The 22248-nt window shown below is 61.4% G+C and carries 24 protein-coding genes; 13 read left to right on the top strand and 11 right to left on the bottom strand.

Features of this window, described 5'->3' with window-relative positions; translation table 11 throughout:
• Nucleotides 1-2 precede the first annotated feature (2 nt).
• The 3 genes from ABID16_RS21445 (at nt 3) to typA (ending at nt 3943) form a co-directional block, all read left to right on the top strand.
• Entirely contained in the window at nt 3-986 is a 984-nt protein-coding gene (locus ABID16_RS21445; protein ID WP_354558413.1) for an aldo/keto reductase, read from the top strand.
• A gap of 128 nt (nt 987-1114) precedes the next feature.
• Entirely contained in the window at nt 1115-1477 is a 363-nt protein-coding gene (locus tag ABID16_RS21440; RefSeq protein WP_354558443.1) for a hypothetical protein, read from the top strand.
• A 630-nt stretch (nt 1478-2107) separates the two neighbouring features.
• A complete protein-coding gene (typA, locus tag ABID16_RS21435) occupies nt 2108-3943 on the top strand; it encodes a translational GTPase TypA (RefSeq protein WP_354558412.1) in 1836 nt (611 codons plus the stop codon).
• 79 nt (nt 3944-4022) lie between these two features.
• Here typA and ABID16_RS21430 read toward each other — a convergent pair whose 3' ends face one another.
• Nucleotides 4023-4847 (bottom strand): aldo/keto reductase, encoded by an 825-nt coding sequence (locus tag ABID16_RS21430; RefSeq protein WP_354558411.1) that lies wholly within the window; start codon nt 4845-4847, stop codon nt 4023-4025.
• A gap of 187 nt (nt 4848-5034) precedes the next feature.
• Between ABID16_RS21430 and ABID16_RS21425 the strand changes: the two genes are divergently transcribed.
• The gene (locus ABID16_RS21425; RefSeq protein ID WP_435532461.1) at nt 5035-5655 is read left to right on the top strand and encodes a dienelactone hydrolase family protein; all 621 of its coding nucleotides are present in this window, start codon (nt 5035-5037) and stop codon (nt 5653-5655) included.
• A gap of 227 nt (nt 5656-5882) precedes the next feature.
• Here ABID16_RS21425 and ABID16_RS21420 read toward each other — a convergent pair whose 3' ends face one another.
• Nucleotides 5883-7043, bottom strand: a complete 1161-nt coding sequence (locus ABID16_RS21420; protein WP_354558409.1) for a M20 aminoacylase family protein — start codon at nt 7041-7043, stop codon at nt 5883-5885.
• A gap of 167 nt (nt 7044-7210) precedes the next feature.
• On the opposite strand from ABID16_RS21420, the gene ABID16_RS21415 reads away from it, so the two are divergent.
• Together ABID16_RS21415 and ABID16_RS21410 are read left to right on the top strand one after the other, a co-directional pair.
• Entirely contained in the window at nt 7211-8329 is a 1119-nt protein-coding gene (locus tag ABID16_RS21415; protein ID WP_435532458.1) for a D-alanyl-D-alanine carboxypeptidase family protein, read from the top strand.
• A 15-nt stretch (nt 8330-8344) separates the two neighbouring features.
• Complete coding sequence (locus ABID16_RS21410) at nt 8345-9514, top strand: CobW family GTP-binding protein (protein ID WP_354558408.1); 1170 nt, start codon at nt 8345-8347, stop codon at nt 9512-9514.
• Nucleotides 9515-9542: 28 nt separating this feature from the next.
• Here ABID16_RS21410 and ABID16_RS21405 read toward each other — a convergent pair whose 3' ends face one another.
• From ABID16_RS21405 to ABID16_RS21385, 5 genes are all read right to left on the bottom strand, one after another.
• A complete protein-coding gene (locus tag ABID16_RS21405) occupies nt 9543-9803 on the bottom strand; it encodes a sulfurtransferase TusA family protein (protein ID WP_354558407.1) in 261 nt (86 codons plus the stop codon).
• Between the two features lie 5 nt (nt 9804-9808).
• Nucleotides 9809-10996 carry a L,D-transpeptidase family protein gene (locus tag ABID16_RS21400; RefSeq protein ID WP_354558406.1) on the bottom strand — a complete coding sequence of 396 codons (1188 nt, stop codon included), beginning with the start codon at nt 10994-10996 and terminating at the stop codon, nt 9809-9811.
• A 257-nt stretch (nt 10997-11253) separates the two neighbouring features.
• Complete coding sequence (locus ABID16_RS21395; protein ID WP_354558405.1) at nt 11254-12201, bottom strand: acetyl-CoA carboxylase carboxyltransferase subunit alpha; 948 nt, start codon at nt 12199-12201, stop codon at nt 11254-11256.
• A gap of 76 nt (nt 12202-12277) precedes the next feature.
• Entirely contained in the window at nt 12278-13228 is a 951-nt protein-coding gene (gene xerD, locus ABID16_RS21390; protein WP_354558404.1) for a site-specific tyrosine recombinase XerD, read from the bottom strand.
• A gap of 1 nt (nt 13229) precedes the next feature.
• Nucleotides 13230-13388 (bottom strand): hypothetical protein, encoded by a 159-nt coding sequence (locus ABID16_RS21385; RefSeq protein WP_354558403.1) that lies wholly within the window; start codon nt 13386-13388, stop codon nt 13230-13232.
• Between the two features lie 154 nt (nt 13389-13542).
• On the opposite strand from ABID16_RS21385, the gene ABID16_RS21380 reads away from it, so the two are divergent.
• Genes ABID16_RS21380 through ABID16_RS21370 form a run of 3 tightly spaced genes read left to right on the top strand, consistent with a single transcriptional unit; the run spans nt 13543 to nt 16557 of the window.
• Nucleotides 13543-14148, top strand: a complete 606-nt coding sequence (locus tag ABID16_RS21380) for a shikimate kinase (RefSeq protein ID WP_354558402.1) — start codon at nt 13543-13545, stop codon at nt 14146-14148.
• Nucleotides 14138-15259, top strand: coding sequence for a 3-dehydroquinate synthase (gene aroB, locus ABID16_RS21375; RefSeq protein ID WP_354558401.1), 1122 nt, complete (start codon nt 14138-14140; stop codon nt 15257-15259). Before ABID16_RS21380 ends, aroB begins: the two co-directional genes overlap by 11 nt.
• Nucleotides 15256-16557 (top strand): HlyC/CorC family transporter, encoded by a 1302-nt coding sequence (locus ABID16_RS21370; protein WP_354558400.1) that lies wholly within the window; start codon nt 15256-15258, stop codon nt 16555-16557. The genes aroB and ABID16_RS21370 overlap by 4 nt, the downstream gene beginning before the upstream one ends.
• Before the next feature lie 13 nt (nt 16558-16570).
• Here ABID16_RS21370 and ABID16_RS21365 read toward each other — a convergent pair whose 3' ends face one another.
• A complete protein-coding gene (locus tag ABID16_RS21365; RefSeq protein WP_354558399.1) occupies nt 16571-16744 on the bottom strand; it encodes a DUF1328 domain-containing protein in 174 nt (57 codons plus the stop codon).
• A gap of 162 nt (nt 16745-16906) precedes the next feature.
• Nucleotides 16907-17368: a DUF2852 domain-containing protein gene (locus ABID16_RS21360; RefSeq protein ID WP_354558441.1), complete on the bottom strand. Its 462-nt coding sequence runs from the start codon at nt 17366-17368 to the stop codon at nt 16907-16909.
• Here ABID16_RS21360 and ABID16_RS21355 point away from each other — a divergent pair.
• Nucleotides 17325-17510 (top strand): hypothetical protein, encoded by a 186-nt coding sequence (locus ABID16_RS21355; RefSeq protein ID WP_354558447.1) that lies wholly within the window; start codon nt 17325-17327, stop codon nt 17508-17510. The two genes, ABID16_RS21360 and ABID16_RS21355, sit on opposite strands and share 44 nt — an antisense overlap.
• A 21-nt stretch (nt 17511-17531) precedes the next feature.
• On the opposite strand, the gene ABID16_RS21350 is transcribed toward ABID16_RS21355, so the two are convergent.
• On the bottom strand, nt 17532-18167 hold the full coding sequence (locus ABID16_RS21350; RefSeq protein WP_354558398.1) for a TetR/AcrR family transcriptional regulator: 636 nt from the start codon (nt 18165-18167) through the stop codon (nt 17532-17534).
• A gap of 64 nt (nt 18168-18231) precedes the next feature.
• Nucleotides 18232-18510 (bottom strand): BolA family protein, encoded by a 279-nt coding sequence (locus ABID16_RS21345; RefSeq protein ID WP_354558397.1) that lies wholly within the window; start codon nt 18508-18510, stop codon nt 18232-18234.
• A gap of 102 nt (nt 18511-18612) precedes the next feature.
• Here ABID16_RS21345 and ABID16_RS21340 point away from each other — a divergent pair, with 102 nt between their 5' ends.
• The 3 genes from ABID16_RS21340 (at nt 18613) to cobT (ending at nt 22239) form a co-directional block, all read left to right on the top strand.
• Nucleotides 18613-19239, top strand: coding sequence for a J domain-containing protein (locus ABID16_RS21340; protein ID WP_354558396.1), 627 nt, complete (start codon nt 18613-18615; stop codon nt 19237-19239).
• Between the two features lie 87 nt (nt 19240-19326).
• Nucleotides 19327-20316, top strand: a complete 990-nt coding sequence (gene cobS / locus ABID16_RS21335) for a cobaltochelatase subunit CobS (RefSeq protein ID WP_354558395.1) — start codon at nt 19327-19329, stop codon at nt 20314-20316.
• 12 nt (nt 20317-20328) lie between these two features.
• On the top strand, nt 20329-22239 hold the full coding sequence (gene cobT, locus ABID16_RS21330) for a cobaltochelatase subunit CobT (RefSeq protein WP_354558394.1): 1911 nt from the start codon (nt 20329-20331) through the stop codon (nt 22237-22239).
• The last annotated feature ends 9 nt before the right edge of the window (nt 22240-22248 follow it).

The following is a 22248-nucleotide window of genomic DNA, read 5'->3' as shown; positions in this document are numbered from 1 at the left end:
CGATGATGACACGCAGGCTGGGCAGCAATGGACCGGAGGTCGGGGCGCTTGGCCTTGGCTGTATGAGCTTTGGCGGCATGTATGGGCCGACCGACAAGGCGGAAAGCTTCGCCACGCTCAAGAAGGCACTCGATCTCGGCGTCTCCCATCTCGACACGGCGATCATCTACGGCGCTGGCCTCTCCGAAGCGCTGATCGGCGAGTTCATCCGCGACAATGCCAACAGCTTCACCATCGCCTCGAAATGCGGGATCGTGCCCCAGCCGACGCGACACTTCTCCAATAAGCGGGCCTATATCCGCGAGGCGCTGGAAGGATCGCTGAAGCGGCTGGGTGTCGACCACATCCCGCTTTATTACCTCCACCGCCGCGACCACGAGGTGCCGGTGGAAGACGCCATCGGCTTCATGGCCGAGCTGGTCGCGGAGGGCAAGATCGGCGGCATCGGTCTTTCCGAAATCTCTCCGGCAACGCTTGAGCGGGCGAGCACCGTGCATCCGATCATGGCTGTGCAGAACGAATATTCGCTGTGGACGCGGCTTCCAGATCTCGGCCTCGTGCAGGCTTGCGCGCGGCTCGGCACCGCCTTCGTCGCCTTCTCACCGGTTGGTCGCGGTGTCTTCGCCGATCAGGCACCCGATCCGAGTGCCATGGCGGATGACGATTTCCGCAAGACCAATCCGCGCTTCATGGGCGATAATTACGTCCGCAACAATGCCCGGATCGAGCGCTTCCGCGCCTATGCCCGCGATCACGGCTGGAACACGTCGGCGCTGGCAGTCGCCTGGACGCTGGCGCAGGGCGACCATATCATCCCGATCCCCGGTACGCGATCGCCCGGCCATCTGGAGGAGTTGGCGCAGGCGGTCGATATCCGGCTTGGTGCTTCCGAGCTCGCCGAAATAGAGACGTTGCTTCCCGTCGGTTTTGCGCATGGAACACGTTACACCGACGCGCAGCTGGTGGGGACCGAGCTTTATTGCTGAGCCGGCTGGCGGCTCTGCCGCCCGCATTTTTCGACTCGGCGCACACGCGCATTGCCTCTCACCGCGTTACCGTTACAATACTGTTGTCGAAGGACGGACAGCTTTGGGAGGAGCGATACGTGAGACGGATGTGGCCAGATGAATTTGCCTTTCTCTTGAACGACGCGGAAGAGGTCGGCATTTCCATAATACCTCTGACGCCGGATGATGCTTCGCCTCGGAAGGCAATCACGCGGAAGGCTTTGAAAGCGCGTATCAGCCAGGAGGATTTCGAAAAAATATGGCCCCTTGCCGAGACGCGCTATCGCCTTTCCGGAAATCTGGTGGGCAAGGCGATCACACTGATCACATCCAATCCGCATTACCGCGATTGGCATCCGTCAGACGGTGGAAGCGTCGAAGACATTTCTGACAGCGGCCAGCGTTACACAAGACGCTATGTTATCGTGCATTTTCTGCTCGATGACGTTCGAGAGACAGCCGAAGCCTGAACTCCAGATTGCTGGCCCGGTGTTGACGATGCCAAGCAACATACGTTCCGGTACGAATTCGGCGTGAACAGCTTTTCGGGGTAATACCAAAGGTCACTGATAATGACCCATTTGATGGCATGGAAACAGACATCCGGGTAGGAGAAACCGGAGAGCGATGCTTAGGCATCGGTCGAGGATTTCGACGCCCTCCGGTGGCCGATTTCCATGCCTCCCGCCCGCAGGATTGCGATTGCAATCCTGCAAACGGATAAAGCTGCTCGCCAGTGCAATCGCTTTGCTTTCAGCAAAGCGGCCTGGCGAGTGGGGCCGGCCGATTTTGACTTCCGGACGTTGTCGCAAATCCTCGCCGGACCTGGTGGTCCGACTGCGGTTTTCTCCTAGCCGGAAGCCAAAATCGATCCGGTCAAATAGGTCATTCTCAGTGATCTTTGGTATAAGCCCAAGGAGGAGCTGGTGAGCTGCGGTCGCGTCCTCCGCCATGAGCGGAGAACCGGGCCGAGGCAGTCGACTCCAATTCCGCCCACCCCCCTTTCGCAAACGCGAAAAAACAGGTATGAGCGCGGCAAAGTAACTGGCGCTGCCCTCCCCGCATTTTTGCCGCGCCCAAGCCTCAGAGATTTAAAGACGATGGAAATTCGCAATATCGCGATTATCGCGCACGTTGACCATGGCAAGACCACGCTTGTCGACGAGCTTCTGAAACAGTCGGGCTCGTTCCGCGAAAACCAGCGCGTTGCAGAACGCGTGATGGACTCGAACGACCTCGAAAAGGAACGCGGCATCACCATTCTTGCCAAGGCGACCTCGGTCGAGTGGAAGGGTGTTCGCATCAACATCGTCGACACGCCCGGCCACGCCGACTTCGGTGGTGAAGTTGAGCGCATTCTCTCGATGGTGGACGGTGCTATCGTTCTCGTCGACGCCTCGGAAGGCCCGATGCCGCAGACCAAGTTCGTGGTCGGCAAGGCGCTGAAGGTTGGTCTTCGTCCCATCGTTGCGATCAACAAGATCGACCGTCCGGATGGCCGCCATGAGGAAGTCATCAATGAGGTGTTCGACCTCTTTGCAAACCTCGACGCCACTGACGAACAGCTCGACTTCCCGATCCTGTACGGTTCAGGTCGCGACGGCTGGATGAACGTCAATCCGGAAGGCCCGAAGGATCAGGGCCTCGCACCGCTGCTCGATCTCGTTCTGCAGCATGTTCCCACGCCGAGCGTCGGCGACGAAGACGGCGCCTTCCGCATGATCGGCACGATCCTGGAAGCAAACCCCTTCCTCGGCCGCATCATCACCGGCCGCATCCATTCCGGCTCGATCAAGCCGAACCAGCAGGTCAAGGTTCTCGGCCAGGACGGCAAGCTCATCGAAACGGGCCGTATCTCCAAGATCCTCGCCTTCCGCGGCATCGAGCGCACGGCGATCGATGAAGCCCATGCGGGCGATATCGTGGCGATTGCGGGTCTCTCCAAGGGTACGGTTGCCGATACGTTCTGCGACCCGTCCGTTTCCGAGCCGCTGCATGCGCAGCCCATCGACCCGCCGACGGTCACCATGTCCTTCATCGTCAACGATAGTCCGCTGGCCGGCACCGAAGGCGACAAGGTGACGAGCCGCGTCATTCGCGACCGTCTCTTCAAGGAAGCCGAAGGCAACGTCGCGCTGAAGATCGAAGAAGCCGAAGGCAAGGATTCGTTCTTCGTCTCCGGCCGTGGCGAATTGCAGCTCGCCGTTCTCATCGAAACCATGCGCCGCGAAGGCTTTGAGCTGGCCGTGTCGCGTCCGCGCGTTGTCATGCACAAGGACGAGACGACCGGCGAAACGATGGAGCCGATCGAAGAAGTCGTCATCGACGTGGATGAAGAACATTCCGGCGTCGTCGTGCAGAAGATGTCCGAGCGCAAGGCCGAAATGGTCGAGCTTCGTCCGTCGGGCGGCAACCGCGTGCGCCTCGTCTTCTTCGCGCCGACCCGCGGCCTCATCGGCTACCAGTCGGAACTGCTCACCGACACACGCGGCACGGCGATCATGAACCGCCTGTTCCACGACTACCAGCCCTACAAGGGCCCGATTGCCGGCCGCGTCAACGGCGTGCTGCTGTCGAACGGCTCGGGCGAAGCGGTTGCCTATGCCATGTTCAACCTGGAAGATCGCGGCCCGATGATCATCGAGCCGGGTGAAAAGGTCTATGCCGGCATGATCATCGGCATCCACTCGCGCGACAACGATCTGGAAGTCAACGTGCTGAAGGGCAAGCAGCTCACCAACATCCGCGCCGCCGGCAAGGATGAAGCCGTGAAGCTGACGCCGCCGATCCGCATGACGCTTGACCGCGCGCTGTCCTGGATCCAGGACGACGAGCTGATGGAAGTCACGCCGAAGTCGATCCGCCTGCGCAAGCTGTTCCTCGACGCCAACGATCGCAAGCGCTTCGAAAAGAGCCGCGCTGTCGGCGCTGCTTGATTTTAGAACTCAGGCTTCCAATCAAAAAGGCCCGTTTCGAATGAAGCGGGCCTTTTTGTTTGTCGGCTTGTTAGCCGGCTTAGAACTTCGCCGTCATCGGGTCCGGACCGACGCGGTTGTCGCCGTCGAGCGCGTCAAGAACGGCCTTGGCGTCAGCGTCGAGCGTGAAGTCGAAGACCTTGAAGTTCTCTTCGATGCGCGAGGGTGTCACCGATTTCGGGATGACGATCAGGCCGTTGTCGAGATGCCAGCGGATGATGACCTGGGCCACCGACTTGCCGAGGCGCTCTGCGACCTTGGCGATCTCCGGGTTCGCCAGCAGCTTGCCCTGGCCCAGCGGGCTCCAGGACTGTGTGCGTATGCCCAGCCGCTCATGCACGGCGCGCAGCGCCTTCTGCTGGAAGTCTGGATGCAGCTCGATCTGGTTCAGCACGGGCGTTTCGCCGGTCTCGCCAACGATCCGTTCAAGGTGCTCTTCGGCGAAGTTGGAGACGCCGATGGAGCGGGCGCGGCCCTGTTTCTTGAGTTCCACCAGCGCTTTCCAGGCCTCGACATAGGTGCTGCGATGGGGCGAGGGCCAGTGGATGAGGAAGAGGTCGACATAGTCGGTGCCGAGCCGCGTCAGGCTCTCGTCGAAGGCCTTCAGGGCGGCGTCGTAGCTCTGGCGATCGTTCCAGAGTTTCGTCGTCAGGAAGATATCGCCGCGCGCTACGCCCGACTGGCGGATGCCTTCGCCCACGCCTTCCTCGTTCTCGTAGATCGCGGCGGTGTCGACATGGCGATAGCCAACTTCGAGCGCCTTGCGCACGGCGGGCGCGGCTTCCGCGTTGGGCGTCTGCCAAACGCCGAGGCCGATCTGCGGAATGGTTTTGCCGTCGTTGAACTGGATTGTCGGTTGATCCATGGGGATATCCTCTTTGGGTGGTCAATGCTGGTGACGAAAATGTACGAAGTTCCGATTTGTTACCGCATCTTCACTTGAAACGGCCTTGCGCCTCGGGTTTGTTACGTCCGCTTATCAGCGAAAAATGGAGAGTGCTTTGAAAACGGAATGGCTGGACATTACCGCTTCCGACGGGAAGACCATTAAGATGTATATCGCTATCCCCGATGACAAGGTGAAGGGCGCGATTGTCGTGCTCCAGGAGATTTTCGGGGTCAACGAACATATCCGCGCGGTCTGCGAGCGTTATGCAGCGGAAGGCTATGTGGCTGCCGCGCCCGCGATCTTTGATCGGCAGTCACCCGGCTACGAGCGCGGCTACGCGCCCGAAGATGTGCAGGCGGGCATCGCCATGATGCAGAACTTTGACCGTGATGCCGTGATGCTGGACATCGGTGCCGCTGTCGATGCGGTGAAGCAGTATGGCAAGGTCGGCGTCGTTGGCTACTGCCTCGGCGGGTCGTTGGCCTATCGCGCGGCGATCTCCCGCGACGATCTGGCGGCGGCCTCCTGCTATTATGGCGGCATGGTTTCCGACATGGCCGACATGGCGCCCAAGTGTCCGACCATCGTGCATTTCGGCGAGACCGACCAGTCGATTCCGCTCGAAAAGGCGGAAATCGTCAAGAGCAAGCGCCTGGAAGTGCCGGTCTATATCTATCCGGCGGGGCATGGTTTCAGCTGCGACGCGCGCTCGGCCTATGAGCCGGTTTCTGCCAAGCTCGCCTGGGAGCGGACGCTGGCATTGTTTGCGGAGAATGTGGGGTAGCGGGCTCGGGGACGATATGAGTCCTCGACGTCGCCCCCTCTCTTGTGATTTCAGATGTTTAGCCTTCGGCTAAGCCATCGAAATCGCTTTCTCCCCCACAAGGGGGGAGATTGAGAGAATGCCGTTCCCGCGAATTCCAGTCTCCCCCTTGGTGGGGGAGAAAGCAAAATCTAACTCTTAGCCAAAGGCTAAGTGTTAGATTTTGCAAGAGAGGGGGTATTTTTCCCTCACCCCGCCAACCGGCTCTCGGCCAGCTTCACCCAATAGGAAATCCCGTGCGGGATGATCTCGTCGTTGAAGTCATAAAGGGGATGATGCAGGCCGGCGGTGTCGCCGTTGCCGATCATGATGAAGGCGCCGGGGCGGGCTTCGAGCATGTAGGAGAAATCCTCGCCGCCCATGGTGGCGTTGACGTTCTTCTCGACATTGGCCTCGCCGGCAATCGAAATCGCGGTTTCAATGGCGTGTTCGGTTTCCAGATCGTGGTTATAGGTCACCGGATAGTTGCGGTCGTACCAGATTTCGGCGCTTCCGCCGGCAGCCAGCGCGATGCCGTGGGCGATCTCCTTCAGGCGCTTTTCGGCGAGATCGCGTATTTCCTTTTTCAGGGTTCGGACAGTGCCTGCAAGCTTCGCTTCGTTGGGAATGACGTTATGCGCATTGCCGGCGTTGAATTTGGTCACCGACACGACGACGGATTCCAGCGGGTCGGCGTTGCGCGAGGCAATCGTCTGAAGCGCCATGACGATCTGCGCGCCGATAACGACCGGGTCGACGCCTCGGTTGGGCATGGCGGCATGGCCGCCGAGCCCCTTGACGGTGATGATGAACTCGTCCGTCGAGGCCATGATGGCGCCCTTGCGGATGGCGAACGTGCCGACCGGGATGCCGGGAAAATTGTGCATGCCATAGACCTCGGCAATGCCGAAGCGCTCCATCATGCCATCTTTTACCATCTCGTTGCCGCCGCCGCCGCCTTCTTCGGCCGGCTGGAAGATGACCGCCACGGAACCGGTGAAATTACGCGTTTCGGCGAGGTATTTTGCCGCACCAAGCAGCATCGCCGTGTGGCCGTCATGGCCGCAGGCATGCATCTTGCCGGGTGTTTTCGAGGCCCAGGGCTTGCCGGTCTGCTCGTTGATCGGCAGCGCGTCCATGTCGGCGCGAAGACCGATCGTGCGGCCTGGTCCCTTGCCTTTGATGATGCCGACGACGCCGGTGCGGCCAAGGCCGGTGACGACCTCGTCAACACCCAGTTCCTTCAGCTTGTCGGCGACGAACGCGGCGGTGGCGTGAACGTCGAAGAGAAGTTCCGGGTTCTCGTGCAGCTTCCGCCGCCAGCCGGCAACTTCGTCCTGAAGCTCTGCGGCGCGGTTCAAAATCGGCATGGTCGAAATCCTGTCTTCTTTGGTGGCTATGCGGCGGGCAAGATCAATATGCCGCCGATCTTGGACCGGCAGGCCAAATCAATCAATGGCCTTTCCTCGTCCCGTCCATATAGGGTAAGAGACCCGAGGTTTCGAGCGACGGGCGATCAATTCAAGGAGTTTCACACATGGTAGCGGTTGGCATCCTGCGGAAGATCATGGGTGGCGCGGTGGCGCTGGCTCTGGCGGCAACGATGGCCCTGCCTGCGGATGCGCTTGCCAATCCGAAGATCGTTGTCGATGTCGCGACCGGCAAGGTGATCTATCACGAGGAAGCCTTCCAGCGCTGGTATCCGGCTTCGCTCACGAAGCTGATGACCACTTACGTCACCTTCAAGGCGCTGAAGAGCGGCCGCATCACCCTCGACACGCCGGTTGTCATGTCGAAACAGGCCGCTGCGCAGAAGCCGAGCAAGATGTATTTCAAGCCCGGCGCGCGCATGACCATGAATACGGCGCTGACGATCATGCTGGTCAAATCCGCCAACGATATCGCCATGGCGATTGGCGAGACGGTCGGCGGTTCGGACGATAATTTCGTGTCGATGATGAATGCGGAAGCGGCTCGGCTCGGCATGTTCTCCAGCCATTTCGTCAATGCCAATGGTATGCCGGAGCCGGGTCAGTATACGACCGCGCGCGATCTCGCCGTGCTGACGGTCGCGCTGCGCCGCGATTTCCCGGAATATGCCGGCTATTTCGCGACGGAAGGGTTCATCAACGGCACCAAGAAATACACGAACTATAATCTCCTGATCGGCCGCTTCGATGGCGCGGACGGGATGAAGACGGGCTTCATCTGCTCCTCCGGCTTCAACCAGATAGGCTCGGCGACGCGTGGCGGCCGCACAGTGGTGGCCGTGGTTCTTGGCGCGGACAGTCTCGGCGGACGCGCCGACCAGGCGGCAGACCTGTTGCAGATGGGGCTTACCAAACCTTCGGCGGGCAGCGACACGCTGTCGAGCCTCGTGCCTTACGGCTCGACGCGCGATCAGGTCGCCGATATCCGCGACGTGATCTGCAACCCCAAGGCGGCCAAGATCCGATCCGAGGGGCGCGACGAGGAAGGCAAGATGAAGCTCAAATCTGCCTATCTGCATGAGATGGATCACGATCCGCGCTTTGTCGTTGCCGATCTTCTGCCGCCGGAGCCGGGCGCTGCGCAGGTTGACGGGATCGAACAGGGCGATGGTGGGCCGAAGCTCAAGCGCGTGCCCGTTCCGACGCCGCGCCCGTCGCAGGAATAAGGACGGGGCAGGCCGGTGAACAGCATCCCCGTTTCCATCATCACCGGCTTTCTCGGCGCCGGTAAATCGACGCTGCTGAACCGGCTGCTGAAGGATCGGCAGCTTTCGGACTGCGCCGTCATCATCAACGAGTTCGGCGATGTCGGGATCGATCATATGCTGGTCGAGACCTCCGGCGACCAGATGGTGGAGCTCTCCGACGGATGCCTCTGCTGCACGGTGCGCGGCGAACTGGTCGATACGCTCGCCTCCTTCATCGACCTGATGCAGACGGGCAAGATGAAGCCGATCTCGCGCGTCGTCATCGAAACGACCGGCTTGGCCGATCCGGTGCCGGTGCTGCAATCGGTCATCGGCAACCCGGTTCTGGCGCAGAATTTCCATCTCGACGGCGTCGTGACGGTGATCGACGCGCTGAACGGCATGCGATCGCTCGACAATCACGAGGAGGCGCGTCGGCAGGCGGCGGTGGCTGACCGGCTGGCGATGTCCAAGACGACGATGGCGCAGCCGTCCGAGGTCAATGCGCTGGCCGCGCGGCTGGTGGCGATCAATCCCAATGCGCGGATTGTCGATGCCGATGGCGAGGAGGCGGGCACGGCCGCCCTTCTGCGCGCCGGTTATTTCGACGTGACGGCCAAGAGCCCGGATGTGGCGCGTTGGCTGGCGGACGAGGACAAGGCGCAGGATCATCATCACGATGACCACGCGCATCATGATCACGGCCATCATCACCATGACGGCCACGGCCACGACCATCACGCCCATGGCCACCATCTTCACCATCATCATGACGACGTGAACCGCCACGACGCCAGCATCCGCTCCTTCTCCATCGTGCATGACCAGCCGATTGACCGGAACGCCGTTGCCATGTTCGTGGACCTCCTGCGCTCGGCCCATGGCGAGAAGCTGTTACGCATGAAGGCCATCGTCATGCTCTCCGACGATCCGTCGCGGCCGCTTGTTCTGCATGCCGCCCAATCGACGCTCCACCCGCCGGCGCGGCTGGAGGCCTGGCCCGGCGAGGATCGCCGCACGCGGCTGGTGCTGATTACCAAGGATCTCGACGAGCATTTCGTGCGCGAGTTGTTTGATGCGTTCATCGGGAAACCCCGTGTGGGCGGGGCGGATCGCGCGGCGCTGACGGACAATCCGCTGGCGGTGCCGGGGATGAAGTTCTAGAGGACGGTGTTGGGCTGGAATTACGTCCCTAACCCCGCCGCACCCGAAACCGATGCCCCGTCTCCGTCCGTTCCGACGAGACGAGCGTGTGGCCATCCTCGTTGCACATATGCGGGATGTCGAGGCCGGCCAGCGGGTCGGTGGTTTCGAGTTCGATGAGGGTGCCGGGGGCAAGAGGCTTCAGGGCCTTGCGGGTGCGCAAGACCGGCAGGGGGCATTTCAGGCCCTTGAGGTCGAGGATCAGGTCTGGTTTATCAGACGGCGTGTCAGACGACACCTGACCGGACATGCCGGTCAGTTCCAGAGCTTCCAGAAGGGCCGGTTTTCCGGCACGTTGGAGGCGACGCTGGCCGTGGTCGGCTGGGCGGCAGGCGCCAGCGGGTTGGCCTGTGGAACCGGCGCGCGCTTCGTCTTTTCGACGGCCTTGATGGCTGCGGCGGCAAGCGCCTTGTCGGCCTCGGTCTGGGCGCGCTGCTGTTCAGCGGCCTGGAATTCCTCGATTTTTACCAACTTGCCGGCCTGAAGACCGTTGCCGGTGGGGGCGAAGGCGAGGTCGGTGCTCTTCTTCTTCAGGTCAGCGACGGCGGCCTTGCGCTGCGCTTCGGTCGGCTCATTCCAGATATAGCCTGCATATTTCTTCTCTGCCGCGGCATAGTCCGTGTTGTACTTTGCCTGATAAGCCGCATAGGCCTGCGCCATTTCCGGCGGGGTCGAGGTGGCGGGGCAGGCGCCCGACGGATTGAAGCTCTGGCCGGGGGCCGCGACCTGATTGAAAACATAGGCATGGTTGCAGACGTTGACGACCGGCGGGCGGTGGCTGATCTCGAACTGGTCGTAGCCAACCTTCAGCATTTTCCAGAAGTCGATATTCGGGCTCGCCTTGTGGCGCGCCATGTTTTCGGCCGTCATGCGGAAGGGCAGGGCCTGAATCTGGAAGGCCTCCTGGCCGCCTGCAAAGGCGTCATTCGCCAGGGCGAAGATTTCCTGAACCTGCGCATCCGTCATCGAATAGCAGCCCGAGGACGAGCACGCGCCGTGGACCATGAGGTTCGTGCCGCCGCGGTTGAGCGAGCGATCATAGGCGTTGGGATAGCCGATGTTGAAGGCGAGATAGTAGCGCGAATTGGGGTTCATCTGCGCCTTGGTAATGTCGTAGAAGCCTTCCGGCGCCTGACGGTCGCCTTCCTTCGTCTTCGGGCCGAGCATGCCCGACCAGGCGCAGATCTGATAGCTTTTCAGGAGTGCATAGCGGTTGGAGGTATTGGCCTTCCAGACCTCCATCACACCTTCTTCCTTGAAAATGCGGATCATGATCGGTGAATTCCGATCCATGTTCAGCGCCTTCATGCGCGAGAGTGTCGCGTTCGTGAGGCGCAGCTCCGGCTTGCCGTGGAGGCGCGAAACGTCCAGCACGTCTTCCTGCTGGCACGCCGAAAGCATGGTCGCCGCGAAGGCCATGACGATAAAGGCTTTGAACCGCATTTTCACCGCTCGATAAACTGACGCCTGACACCCGGCCTGGAGACCGGCAGCCTGTTATAGTTCACAAATCGTTAAGCGGACCTTATCAGGACGCACCGCCGCAGGATGGATTCGAACTTTATCCACTGCAAACAGCCCAAATGTGTTGAAGTTTGGGCAAATGTGGAAGGACTGTGACCAGCTAAAACATGAATGTTCGCTGGCTGACAATCCCTATTGGGCGCTTTGGGCGGAGAAGGGGCTATCGAGCCCCTTCCTTAGAGGTTGCGGCCGATGGCCAGGAACTTCTCGCGGCGCTGCTTGCGCAGGTCCTTCACGCTCTTGAGATCCGCGAGCGCGCGGGCAATCACGTCGCCCGTTGCGGCAATCACGGCTTCCGGATCGCGATGCGCACCACCGACGGGTTCAGGAATGATGCCGTCGATCACGCCGAGGCCCTTCAGGTCTTCGGCCGTGATCTTCATGCTGGTCGCGGCTTCCTTGGCGCGGGCGGAATCGCGCCAGAGGATCGAGGCGGCACCTTCCGGCGAGATCACGCTGTAGATCGCATGTTCGAGCATATAGACGCGGTTGCCGGTGGCAATGGCGATTGCGCCTCCCGAGCCGCCTTCGCCGAGCACGATGCAGATGACCGGGACCTTGACGTTCAGGCACATTTCAGTGGAACGGGCGATGGCCTCAGCCTGGCCGCGTTCTTCGGCGTCAACACCCGGATAGGCGCCGGCGGTGTCGATGAGCGAGACGATCGGCAGGCCGAAACGGTCGGCCAGTTCCATCACGCGGATCGCCTTGCGATAGCCTTCAGGGCGCGGACTGCCGAAATTGTGCTTGATGCGCGACTTCGTATCGTTGCCCTTTTCCTGGCCGATCAGAGCAACGGGCTGGCCGCGGAAACGGGCAAGGCCGGCCTGAATCGCGGCGTCTTCGGCAAAGGCGCGGTCGCCGGCAAGCGGCGTGAAGTCTTCGAAGAGCGCTTCCATATAGTCGACGAAATGCGGGCGCTGCGGATGGCGGGCCACCTGCGTCTTCTGCCATGCGGAAAGCTTGGCATAGATTTCCACCATCGCCTCATGGGCGCGGGCTTCCAGCTTCTGGATTTCATCGGACGTGTCGACGCTGTCGTCCTGTTCAGCGAGCTTCTTCAGCTCGATGATCTTGCCCTCCAGGTCGGAGATCGGCTTCTCGAAGTCGAGGTAATTGTGCATCTGATCCGTTCCGGTCGCTTCATGGCGCACGCGTGAGCCGCGCTCTCGGCGCTGGCAGCTTCAGGTTACGCGGACCCTAATCGTCGGTTTTTGGCTTTTTTGCAAGGGGGTGATGCTCGTGGACCAATTTCTGCAGCTGTTCGTCGAGCACATGCGTGTAGATCTGCGTGGTCGAAATGTCGGAATGACCGAGCAATTCCTGCACGGCGCGAAGGTCCGCGCCGTTCTGCAGGAGGTGGCTGGCAAAGGCGTGGCGCAGCACATGCGGCGAGACGGAGGCGGCCGGAACGCCGGCGCGGGCGGCCAGCGCCTTGAGGTCGCGGGCGAAGACCTGGCGGGGCAGGTAGCCCTCCTTGCTGCGGGCCGGGAAAAGCCACGGGCTGTCAGGGCCGTCCTTGGCCGCGAACTCCGCCTTGAGCGCCGCGCCATAGGCGTCGAGCGCGGCAATGGCCGGCCGCGAGAGCGGCACCATGCGTTCCTTGTTGCCCTTACCCTTGATCAGCAGGAAGCGGCCTTCGCCGTTCAAAACGCGAGCGGGGAGCGAGACGAGTTCGCTGACGCGCATTCCCGTGGCGTAGAGAAGCTCGAGAAGGGCGGCCATCCGCAGCCGGTCGGTCTGGCCGGGACCGGTGCGTTGCGCCTCTTCCGCCGCCAGCGTCAGCATCTTGCCGACCGTGTCCTCGTTCAGGATCTTCGGCAGCGGCCGGTTCTTCTTCGGCGCATCGATAATGCCGGACGGGTCGTCGCCGCGCAGGTTTTCGGCATAGAGGAACTTGTAGAATTGCCGGAGTGACGAAAGCCTGCGGGCCTGCGAGGAGGTTTCGAAGCCTTGAGCGGCCAAATCGGACAGATAGGCGGAGAGATCGGCGGAGGCGGCCTCGGTCAGCGCAACGCCGCGCCGTTTCATGAAGGCGCGGGCGTCATCGAGGTCGCGCTTGTAGGAGGCGAGTGTGTTCTGGGCAGCACCCCGTTCCGCGCTCATCATTTCCAGAAAGGCTTCGACATGGGCACCGGAGAGGTCCGCCATATCACTGCCCCGTCGATTGAACATTGACGCGCTCGGAGGGGATTTTGACATAGGCCTCGCGCGGTGTCGGCTGAACGCCATAGGCCAGCACATAGAGGATTGCATAGCCGGTTCCGGCGATCATCGCGCACCAAAGGACGAGGCGGAACAGAGTGGGCATGTGCTATCCGCAAGCGATTCGAGTTCTTGTCTATATGCGGCCTTCCGGTCGACAACACAAGGTAACGCTAGGCAACAGTGGTCAACGCGCACTTGACGCCTGCTGTCCTTTTGCCGATAGGAACTGAAGAGACGGCAAGACTTGAGGATGAAGCGTGTCCGAAGTGATCCATGACGACGATGTGGTGACGCTGGCACGGCGGGCGCTGGGCAAGCGCGATCTCGTCTTTGTCGGGCTGATGGGTGCCGGCAAGTCCGCCATCGGCAAGATCGCGGCGCAGGCGCTGGACATTCCTTTTGTCGATTCCGATCATGAGATCGAGCGCGTGTCGCGCATGACGATAAACGAGCTTTTCGCCGCCTATGGCGAGCCGGAATTCCGGGCCCTGGAAACGCGCGTGATCGAGCGCCTGCTGAAAACGGGGCCGCGTGTCATTTCCACCGGCGGCGGTGCCTTCATCAACGACAATACCCGCCGTGTCATCCGCGACATGGGCGCACTGACCGTCTGGATCAATGCCGACCTGGAAACGCTCTGGGCGCGTGTGTCCAAGCGCGACAATCGTCCGCTGCTGAAAACCGCCAATCCGCGCGAAACGCTCGCCAATCTCATGGCGGCGCGCTACCCGATCTATGCCGAGGCTGATATCGAGGTGATGTCGCGCGACGCCAAGAAGGAAGTTATCCTGCGGGAGGTGCTGGAGGCTGTCGCCGCCCATGCCGTTCCCGCCTCCATACAAGAGGCCGATCATGCTGGCTGAAGCAAAACGCACCGTTCGCGTCCCGCTCGGGGACCGATCCTACGACATCCTGATCGGCCCCGGCCTGATCGCGTCCGCCGGTCGCGAAATTTCCGCACGGCTGAAGGGTCGTAAACTAGCGATCATCACCGATGAGAATGTCGGCGCGCTCTATCTGCCGGCCTTCATGGAAAGTCTCGGTCAGTCCGGGCTTACGGCGACGTCACTGACGCTGCCGGCCGGCGAGAAGACCAAGAGCTTCGAACATCTGATCAGCGTCGTCGATCATGTCCTCGAAGCGCGGATCGAGCGTGGCGATGCCGTGATTGCTTTGGGCGGTGGGGTCATCGGCGATCTGACAGGCTTTGCGGCCGGGATCGTAAGGCGCGGCTCACGCTTTATCCAGGTGCCGACCTCGCTGCTTTCGCAGGTCGACAGTTCTGTTGGCGGCAAGACTGGCATCAACACGCGCCATGGCAAGAACCTTGTCGGCGTCTTCCATCAGCCGGATCTGGTACTGGCCGACACCGATGTGCTCGACACGCTCACCCCGCGCGAGTTCCGCGCCGGCTATGCGGAAGTCGCGAAATATGGCCTCATCGACAAACCTGATTTCTTTGCCTGGCTGGAGAAGAGCTGGCGCGATGTGTTTGCCGGTGGCGAGGCTCGCATCGAGGCTGTCGCGGCAAGCTGTCAGGCCAAGGCCGATGTCGTGGCAGCCGACGAGCGCGAAAACGGTGCTCGCGCGCTGCTCAATCTCGGCCACACGTTTGGCCATGCGCTGGAAGCCTATACGCAATATGACAGCGCCCGCCTCGTCCATGGCGAGGGCGTTTCGATCGGCATGGTGCTGGCGCATCAGTTCTCGGCGCGTATGAATCTCGCAAGCCCGGATGCGGCGGCGCGCGTCATTCGTCACCTCAAGGAAGTCGGCCTACCGACAACCCTGCAAGATATCCCCGGCGAGATGCCCACGGTAGACAGGCTGATGGACGCGATTGCGCAGGACAAGAAGGTCAAGGGCGGCAAGCTCACCTTCATCCTCACACGCGGCATCGGTGAATCCTTCATTGCCGATGACGTCCCCGCATCGGAAGTCGTTCGCTTCCTGGAGGAGAAACTCGGCCAATGACGTTCGACGCGATCCTGACGTTTCTGGGAAATTACTGGATCAGCATTGCCAGCATTCTTGCGCTGGTGCTGCTGTCGGGGTTCTTCTCAGGGTCGGAGACCGCTTTAACGGCGACGTCCAAATCGCGCATGCACACGCTCGGCAACAATGGCGAGGTGCGGGCCGGCATCGTCACGCATCTGATCGAGCGCCGCGACCGGTTGATTGGTGCGCTGCTCATCGGCAACACGATCGTCAACATTCTGGCCGGCTCGCTCATGACGAGCCTGTTTCTCGATGTGTTCGGCGATTCCGGCGTGGCAATTGCGACGCTGGTTACCTCGGCCATCGTCGTTGTTTTCTCCGAAGTGCTGCCGAAAAGCTGGGCGATTGCCGGGCCTGACCGCTTTGCGCTGGCTGTTGCGCCGATGGTTCGCCTCTTCGTGCTGGTCGTTGGGCCCGTCTCTGCGGCCGTGAATTGGCTGGTACGTGCGATCCTGGCCTTTTTCGGCGTCAGGCTCTCCAGCGAAGTCTCGATGCTGACCGCGCATGAGGAATTGCGCGGCGCGGTGGATTATCTTCACAAGGAAGGCTCTGTGGTGAAGGCCGACCGCGACCGCCTCGGCGGCGTGCTCGATCTCGGCGAACTGGAAGTTTCCGACATCATGGTGCATCGCGTGGCGATGCGGGCGATCAATGCTGACGATCCGGTGGATATCAATGTCCGCATCATCCTCGACAGTCCCTATACGCGCATGCCGATCTGGCGCGGTTCGACGGACAACATCATCGGCGTGTTGCATGCCAAGGACCTGTTGCGGGCGATGGCCGATGTCGATTCCGACGCATCGAAGATCGACATCGTCAAGCTATCGCAAAAGCCCTGGTTCGTACCGGATACGACGAACCTGAAAGACCAGCTCAACGCGTTTCTCCGCCGCAAGGGCCACTTCGCCATCGTCGTAGACGAATATGGCGAGGTGCAGGGTCTGGTGACGCTGGAAGATATTCTGGAGGAGATTGTCGGCGACATTTCCGACGAATACGACCTCGACATGCAGGGGGTCCGCCAAGAAGCGGACGGGTCGATGGTGGTCGATGGGTCCGTTCCGATCCGCGACCTCAATCGCGCGCTCGAATGGAACCTGCCGGATGAGGAGGCAACGACCATTGCCGGCCTCGTCATCCACGAGTCTAAATCCATCCCCGACGAGCGGCAGGCCTTCACCTTCTACGGCAAGCGCTTCATCGTGATGAAACGGGAGCGCAACCGGATCACCAAGCTGCGCATCCGCCCCGCTGCCGAGGACGATATCTGATCGAGCTCGCTTTTTAGGCGACTGCGCCGATGCCGAGCAGGGCCAGTACCACGAAGATCAGGAAGATCACGATCGCGATAAAGAACAGGATGCGCGCAACGCCACCTGCTGCCGCGGAAATGCCGGTGAAGCCGAAAAGACCGGCGACGACGGAAATGATGAGAAATATCAGAGCCCATTTCAGCATAGTCTTTACCTCCGCACTGCTGCGCTGAACAATGCCGCTTGAGCCTGCGACATTCGGAGAGGCTAACGCGGGGTACGCGCGATTTGTTCCTGTGAGGGCGACAAGCGAAAACGGCGCCGCCCTGAGAGCGACGCCGTTCTTCATGTCATTTCAAACCGATCGTCAGTAGTTCGGCGTGTTGCTTTCGCCGGACTGGTCGCGCCATGGCTCAAGGTTGTTCGAGCCATTCGACGCGCCGTTGTTGTTCTCGGTCGTTGCCGGCGTGGTCGCGTTGCGGCGGCTCTGCATGAACTGCTCGAACTCGGCCTTGTCGCGGGATCGGCGCAGGTTTTCGAGGAACTCGTTGAACTCGGCCTGTTCTTCTTCGAGGCGGCGAAGCGTTTCGGCCTTGTAGTCGTCGAAGGCGCTGTTGCCGGTGCTCATCGCGCCGCCGAAGCGGTTGCGCTCGGAGCGGAACATCTCGCGCATTTCGCGCTTGCGTTCCCGCCATGCTTCCTTCCATGCGCGGCGTTCGTCACGATAGCCGGCATATGCGTAAGATCTGCAACCCATTCGTCCACTCCATATGGTGAAAGCCAGAATGGCCAAGCCAATCGGCCAGAAGATTATGAAGCCGGCAATCATCGCCACGATCCATGCGGGACGTCCCACTTCATCAAGTTTGGTGGCGATGCTCATCGCTGCCTCCGTTGGTGTTAATGTTAATAACATTCACATAGATTGGCGGAGTGCGGGAGAAAGTCAAGAAGGCGGCGAAAATATTTGATCGGGTGGGTTGCAGCTGTTGTCAGCGCGGCGCGTAGCCGAGGCCGTCGAGATAGATCAGGACACCGGATTCCAGCAGTTCTTCCGGCTTGACCGGCAGGTTGCGCCGCGCATTGTCGCCGCGCAGGAAGAGGGAAGAAATGCCGTGGATCAGGGACCAGATATGGAGCGCGATCATCAGCGCCGGGGCACGGCGGTCTGCGGGAAGGATGGCGTGTATGTCGGCGGCGGCATCGCGCAGCACGTTGAAGGCGCGGGCGCTTTCGCGGGCAAGATCGGGCGTCGAGCCTTGCGCGATACCGGCCTCGAACATCGCCGCGTAATGGGCGGGCGCACGGCGGGCGAAATCAAGATAGGCCTCGCCGATTGCCAGGAGGGATTTCACCGGATTGCCGGGCGTGACGGCGCGGGCCTTTTCGAGAACCTCGGCGAAGGTCGAAAAGCCCTGTTCGGCGACCGCCGTCATCAGGCTGTTGCGGTCCTTGAAATGGCGATAGGGGGCTGCGGCGCTGACACCGGCAAGACGTGCGGCCTCAGACAGCGTGACGCCATCCGAGCCATGCTCGTTGATGAGCTTGAGTGCTGCCTCAATCAGCGCCTCGCGCAGATTGCCGTGATGATAGCCGCGCTTGTCACGCACTGTCTTGTCGTCTCTCATGTGTTGTACATTTACATTGCTGGCTGCGCATTACCAGCAAAAGACGGCCGCGTCACGGCGGGCGTTACCACCGGGTTGCCTCGCCGGGGGCGGCTGCCTCGATGGCCAGCGCATGCAGGCCCTTGTCGAAGGCGGGTTTCAGCGCATCGTTGATGGCGCGATGGCGGGCGATGCGGGTCAGGCCGGCGAATGCGGGGGAGACGATGCGCACGCGCATATGCGTTTCATTACCCTCTTCCTCCGGGCGATGACCGGCGTGGCGGTCGCTTTCATTGAGCACGGCGAGGCGTTCTGGCTGGAAGTGTGTTTCCAGCAGTTCCTCAATCTCGGATTGAACGGACATATCTACCCTTGCAAAGCGGGAAAAAGGGTTCCAGAAGGCCACCAACATTCTTGCTTGTCAATTCTTGTTGTGGGGCTTTTCAAACCCCATACTCAGCGCCTCATGAAACTTGATTCCAAATACTTTGATCGCATCCGCACGCGCAAGCATGCCCAGGCGAGGCCGGAGCCTTCCGCTCCCTCCTGCCAGTGGGACGGCTGTGACGAACCGGGAAAGCACCGCGCGCCTGTCGGGCGTCACGCGGAGGGGCAGTATTTTCTCTTCTGTTTCGAACACGTTCAGAAATACAACAAGGGCTTCAACTACTTCTCGGGTCTCTCCGACACCGAGATCGCGCGCTACCAGAAAGAGGCGATCACCGGCCATCGCCCGACCTGGACCGTGGGCGTCAACAAGAACGCCAAACATGGACCGACGCAGGGGACCACCCGCTCAGGCTCTGCCGCTTCGCAGGCACGCATGAAGGACCCGTTCGGCTTTGTCGAGCAGGGGCGCGGGCGCGGTCCGCGTTTCGAGCCGCGGGTGAAGAAACTGAAGCCTCTGGAAGGCAAGGCCTTCGAGACGCTGGGCCTTGCCGCAAATGCGACGCCGGAAGACATCAAGTCGCGCTATAAAGAGCTTGTCAAAAAGCATCATCCGGATGCAAATGGCGGCGACCGTGGATCGGAGGAGCGTTTTCGCGCCGTCGTCCAGGCCTATCAGTTGCTAAAGCAGGCGGGTTTCTGCTAACCCGTCGAGATAGGACAAGATTGAACAAAGCCGCCAGGGAAGGCCTTGCGCGGTCGGCCGGACAGGGTCCGCCGCGATGGAGACGCAATGAGCAAGATCGATTTGGAAATTTCCAACCTCCCTGACACCAAAGTCTCGGTTCGCAAGGTTTTCGGCATCGACAGCGACCTGATGGTCCCGGCCTATTCGCAAGGTGACCCCTACGTTCCCGATCTGGATCCGGACTATCTCTTCGACCGCGACACGACGCTGGCCATTCTCGCAGGCTTTGCCCATAACCGCCGCGTGATGGTCTCCGGCTATCACGGCACGGGCAAGTCGACCCATATCGAGCAGGTTGCTGCCCGCCTCAACTGGCCGTGCGTACGCGTCAATCTTGACAGCCATGTCAGCCGTATCGATCTCGTCGGCAAGGATGCGATCGTCCTGAAGGACGGCAAGCAGATCACCGAGTTCAAGGACGGAATCCTGCCCTGGGCCTACCAGCACAATGTCGCGCTCGTCTTCGACGAATACGACGCCGGCCGCCCGGACGTGATGTTCGTCATCCAGCGCGTGCTGGAGTCCTCCGGCCGCCTGACCCTGCTCGACCAGAGCCGCGTCATTCGTCCGCACCCCGCCTTCCGCCTGTTTGCGACCGCCAACACGGTCGGCCTCGGCGACACGACGGGCCTCTATCATGGCACGCAGCAGATCAACCAGGCGCAGATGGACCGCTGGTCGATCGTCACCACGTTGAACTACCTGCCGCATGAGCAGGAAGTCGATATCATTCTCGCCAAGGTGAAGAGCTTCCGCGAGAAGAACGGCCGTGACACGGTTTCCAAGATGGTCCGCGTGGCCGATCTGACGCGTGCGTCCTTCATCAACGGTGATCTGTCGACCGTCATGAGCCCGCGCACTGTCATCACCTGGGCGGAAAATGCGGAAATCTTCGGCGATGTCGCTTTTGCCTTCCGCCTCACCTTCCTCAACAAGTGCGACGAGCTGGAGCGGACGCTGGTGGCTGAACATTACCAGCGCGCCTTTGGCGTCGAGCTCAAGGAAAGCGCTGCCAATATCGTTCTGACCGCTTGAGGGATCTGAACGATGGCAGGCAGAGGCGACAATTCGAAGGCCAAACCGGGCGGCGGGGTTGATACCGAGCCGTTGCGGCAGGCGATCACGGGCTGCATCCGCGCGGTTGCCGGCAGCCCGGAGATCGAGGTTGTCTTTTCGAGCGAGCGGCCCGGCTTTGCCGGCGACCGCATGCGCCTGCCCGAGCTTTCCAAGCGTCCGACCGCGCACGATGTGTCGATGACGCGCGGTCTTGGCGATTCCATGGCGCTTCGCAAGGCCTGCCACAATGCCAAGGTTCATGCCGTCATGTCGCCGCAGGGCGAGGATGCCAAGGCCGTGTTCGATGCCGTCGAGCAGGCCCGTGTGGAGGCGATCGGCTCCAACCGCATGGCGGGCATGGGCGACAATCTCGATGTCGTGCTCTCCGACCGTCTGGCGAAGTCCAACTATCGCACCGTGACGCGGCGTGAGGATGCGCCGATCCATGATGCCGTTGCACTTCTGGTGCGCGAGCGGCTGACGGGGCGCAAGACGCCGGCTGAGGCTGGTCCGGTGCTTGATCTGTGGCGCGAATTTCTGGAAGAAAAGGGCGCGGTCGATCTCGACAAGCTGCCGTCGGCGATCGAAGACCAGCAGGCCTTTGCCAAGCTCGTGCGCAATCTGCTGACCTCGATGGAAATGGCCGAGAATTACGGCGACAACGACACGGAAGACAATAACGACGAGGACAATTCCTCCGAGGACGATAGCCCGCGCAGCGACGAGGAAAATCAGGACAATGTCGAGGAAGAGGCCGGCGACGATGCCGCCCCGTCCGAGGACAGCGAGACCTCGGACGAACAGCTGGACGACGGCGAGATGGACGGCGCGGAAATCTCCGACGACGACATGAGCGACGACGGCGACGAGGACAGCGAAACGCCCGGCGAAATGAAGCGGCCGATGAGCCCCTTCGACGATTTTAACGACAAGGTCGACTACAAGGTCTTCACGCAGGAATTCGATGAGGAAATCCCGGCGGAAGAGCTGTGCGACGAATCGGAACTCTTGCGCCTGCGCGCCTTCCTCGACAAGCAGCTGGCGCATCTTCAGGGCGCGGTGGGCCGTCTTGCCAACCGCCTGCAGCGCCGCCTGATGGCGCAGCAGAACCGCTCCTGGGACTTCGATCTGGAAGAGGGCTATCTCGACCCGGCGCGGCTGGTGCGCATGGTCATCGACCCGATGCAGCCGCTCTCCTTCAAGCAGGAGCGCGACACCAAGTTCCGCGATACGGTCGTGACTCTGCTCATCGACAATTCCGGCTCGATGCGTGGTCGGCCGATCACGGTGGCCGCCACCTGCGCCGATATCCTGGCGCGCACGCTGGAGCGCTGCGGCGTGAAGGTCGAAATCCTCGGCTTTACCACCAAGGCGTGGAAGGGCGGTCTGTCGCGCGAGAAGTGGCTGGCCGACGGCAAGCCGGTGACGCCCGGCCGCCTCAACGATCTCCGCCACATCATCTACAAGTCGGCGGCGACGCCGTGGCGGCGCGCGCGGGCCAATCTGGGCCTCATGATGCGCGAAGGCCTGCTCAAGGAAAACATCGACGGCGAGGCGCTGATCTGGGCGCATAACCGTCTTCTCGCCCGGCCCGAGCAGCGCCGTATCCTGATGATGATCTCGGATGGTGCGCCGGTCGACGATTCGACGCTCTCGGTGAACCCCGGCAATTATCTCGAGCGGCACCTGCGCGCCGTCATCGAACAGATCGAGACGAAGTCGCCGGTCGAACTGCTCGCTATCGGCATCGGTCACGACGTGACGCGCTATTATCGCAAGGCCGTGACCATCGTGGATGCGGACGAGCTTGCCGGCGCCATGACCGAGCAGCTGGCGGCACTCTTTGCAGACGAGAGCGAAGCGGGTGGTAGCGGCCGGCGCGGTTTGCGCCGCGCAGGCTGATTGACCGCG

Origin of the sequence: Limnomicrobium aquaticum (genome assembly GCF_040545545.1) — a bacterium.
GTDB lineage: Bacteria > Pseudomonadota > Alphaproteobacteria > Rhizobiales > Rhizobiaceae > Ensifer_A > Ensifer_A aquaticum.
This window is presented reverse-complemented; position numbering and strand designations above follow the sequence as displayed.